At 35.7% G+C, this 3,096-nt stretch carries 3 protein-coding genes; 1 reads left to right on the forward strand and 2 read right to left on the reverse strand.

Annotation, left to right across the window (positions count from 1 at the left end; translation table 11 throughout):
* Positions 1-64 precede the first annotated feature (64 nt).
* Positions 65-709, forward strand: a complete 645-nt coding sequence (locus RYL27_RS11240) for a restriction endonuclease subunit S (protein WP_314967205.1) — start codon at positions 65-67, stop codon at positions 707-709.
* Here the strand turns inward: RYL27_RS11240 and RYL27_RS11245 are convergent.
* Together RYL27_RS11245 and RYL27_RS11250 are read right to left on the reverse strand one after the other, a co-directional pair.
* Entirely contained in the window at positions 706-1,383 is a 678-nt protein-coding gene (locus tag RYL27_RS11245; RefSeq protein ID WP_314967206.1) for a restriction endonuclease subunit S, read from the reverse strand. The genes RYL27_RS11240 and RYL27_RS11245 overlap by 4 nt on opposite strands.
* The gene (locus RYL27_RS11250; RefSeq protein WP_314967207.1) at positions 1,373-2,905 is read right to left on the reverse strand and encodes a type I restriction-modification system subunit M; all 1,533 of its coding nucleotides are present in this window, start codon (positions 2,903-2,905) and stop codon (positions 1,373-1,375) included. The genes RYL27_RS11245 and RYL27_RS11250 overlap by 11 nt, the downstream gene beginning before the upstream one ends.
* Between the last annotated feature and the right edge of the window lie 191 nt (positions 2,906-3,096).

A 3,096-nucleotide genomic window follows, 5' to 3' on the forward strand; every position in this document is an offset into this window, starting at 1 on the left:
ACCGTAGGGCAATAAGATGGTTTACATTCTTAATAATATGTAAAACAATAATTTATTAGAGCAAGTGCTAACGTTATATCGTAATAGATTTATCGATAGCGTCAACAACAAGCGAAGAATTTTCCGTGCTGACAAATACTTTGATATTTCTATCGGTAAAACTCCACCTAGAAAGGAGCCACAATGGTTTAGCACTAATCCTCAAGATATTACTTGGGTATCTATTTCTGATATGGGCACTTGTGGACTTTATATTAGCAGTAGCTCCGAGCAGCTAACAAGAGAAGCTGTTGAACGACATAATGTTAAAATCGTACCTGACAATACCATTTTACTTAGCTTTAAGTTAACAGTCGGTAGAATAGCAATTACAAATGGAGAAATGACTACCAATGAAGCTATTGCACATTTCAAAACTGACAAAAAGGAAATAAATGAATATCTATATTGTTATTTGAAGTGTTTTAACTACCAAACTATGGGCAGTACATCATCAATCGCAACAGCCGTAAATTCAAAAATAATCAAAGGAATGCCTTTTGTTGTACCAACCGATGATGAACTAATAGATTTTCATAGCGTAGCTGCTCCAATATTTGCCAAGATAAAGGCTAATCAAACCGAAAGTAAAAACTTGACAGCAGTCAGAGATATATTACTACCTAAACTTATGTACGGCGAACTTGATGTCTCAAACATCGACATTTAAGCCGCTAATAGACTCGAAAACTGCTTCGCAGTTTCCTCGTTACCGCCTCTGTCAGACACCTTGCAGTCCGTATGCAAGCATTCGTCCGTCTTTGGTGTCTGCCTACGCTGCTTCGCAGCTATCCGTGCGTTGCACGTATGAGGCGGTAAATTATTGTTTATTGTATTGTTAAGTTTTATTTTATCATCCAAATCTCTTAAAATTCCACTTATTACTTTTTGTTCTTCAACGGAAGGAACTTTAATATCTAAATTCCTTAATACATCTGTTTGTACTCGTTGCCTACCCGATGAACCAACCATTGATTTAATTGCCGGCTCTCTTACAATTGAGCTACATACTAAATAATACAGGTAATCTGTGTCTATTCCTTCTTTTGCACGAAAAACGATATATTCTGTAGAACCAAATCCGATTTCACCTTCATCAAGAATATTAACTTTGGCAATTTTCCCATTTTCTAAGCACGGAGTTATTCTTGCCATAATAGTATCTCCATTACGGAATTTAGCCCCACTTGTAAACGGTTCATTTTCATATGACATAATATCTCTGCAAAACGGTTGTAATTTATCCATTCCAATCTTTTTAGCAATTCTTCCTTTTGGCAATGACTCACGAGGATTAAAATCTACAATCTCTGACAATTTCTTTATTTGCCACTTACACTTCATACCCAATCGCCCCCAGTTTCTTACGAATTTCCTCTTCCAATTCATGAGACTTTTTAAACATATCTGACAGCTCTGAGGTTAATCTTGTCATCTTTTCTTCAAAAGGCTCTCCGTCATCTTCCTGTTCTTCAATCCCCACATATCGACCTGGGGTTAAAATATAGTCATGCTTTGCTATCTCTTTTATTGTAGCAATAGCCGAAAATCCTTTTTTCTCTTCCAATATTCCGTTTTGGAAATCTTCAAATGTTTTTGCTAATAAATCAATATCTCCCAGGCTTCCGTCTTCCTGTATCCCTTCTGTGAAGTCTCTATGTTTTCTATCAACCATGTAACCCATTTTTCTGGCATCAATAAATAGAGTCTTTCCTTTTTGCTTTTTATTCTTAGTAATAAACCACAATGTTACAGGAATAGTTACGCTATAAAAAAGCTGTGTAGGTAAAGCTACAATACCTTCAACTAAATCATCTTCTATAATTCTCTTTCTTATTTCTCCCTCTCCTGAAGTTTGAGATGATAATGCGCCATTGGCAAGTACTAACCCTATTTTACCTTTCGGTGCTAAGTGATGAATCATATGCTGTATCCAGGCATAGTTTGCATTTCCTGCCGGTGGCATTCCATATTTCCATCTGACATCATCTTTTAATTTTTCTGCACCCCAATTTGAAAGATTAAACGGTGGGTTTGCCATAATAAAATCCGACTTTAAAGTCTTATGAAGATCATTGAAAAATGTATCTGCATGGTAAGCACCGAAGTTTGCATCAATTCCTCGTATAGCCATATTCATTTTTGCCATTTTCCACGTATCTGCATTGGACTCCTGACCATAAACAGAAATATTTCCTCTGTTATCACTGTGAGCCTGTACAAACTTTTCACTCTGCACAAACATGCCACCACTTCCCATACAAGGATCATATACTCGGCAATTATCAAATGGCTTCAAAATGGCAACAATTGTTTTTACAATACTTGAAGGTGTATAAAACTCTCCTCCCTTTGTTCCTTCATATGCTGCAAACTGAGCAATACAATATTCATATGTCCTACCCAATAAATCTTTGCCTGCTTCTGTACCGTCCATTTTCACTTCATTCGTAAATAAATCTACAACTTCTCCAAGTACTCTTTTATCTAAATCCGGATTAGCATAGTTTTTAGGTAAAACATTCTTAAGTGTCGTATTCTCTTTTTCAATGGCTCTCATAGCATCATCAATTACTGTACCGATTTCAGGTGTATGAGCTTCAGATGCAATTTTACTCCAACGAGCTTCTTCAGGCACAAAGAAAATATTTTCTTCTGCATATGCATCCCTATCATCTTCAAAGCCGTCACCTTCTTTTACCAATTCATCATAACGTCTTTCGAATGCACTTGATATATAGCGAAGAAAAATAAGGCCTACGATAACTTTTCTATATTCTGCTGCAGGAATATGTCCCCATAGAACACAAGCAGCATCCCAAATTTGCTTTTCAAAACCAATGTTTGTATTATTTTTTCCGGCCATTATTTATTCTCCATCCCATTTAAATTCTATCATATTGTTTAAACCCTTAATTAACGTATTCTATCATATTCGTGAGCATTAAAATAGTGTATATTATAAATGTATACAAACTACTACTGCCAATCTAAATAATTTGGTCTCCTTAAGCTTCCTTCATCAAAAGTATAACTCTGTGTTATGAAAGGGTACTT

Origin of the sequence: Oribacterium sinus, assembly GCF_963537195.1 — a bacterium.
Taxonomy (GTDB): domain Bacteria; phylum Bacillota; class Clostridia; order Lachnospirales; family Lachnospiraceae; genus Oribacterium; species Oribacterium sinus_A.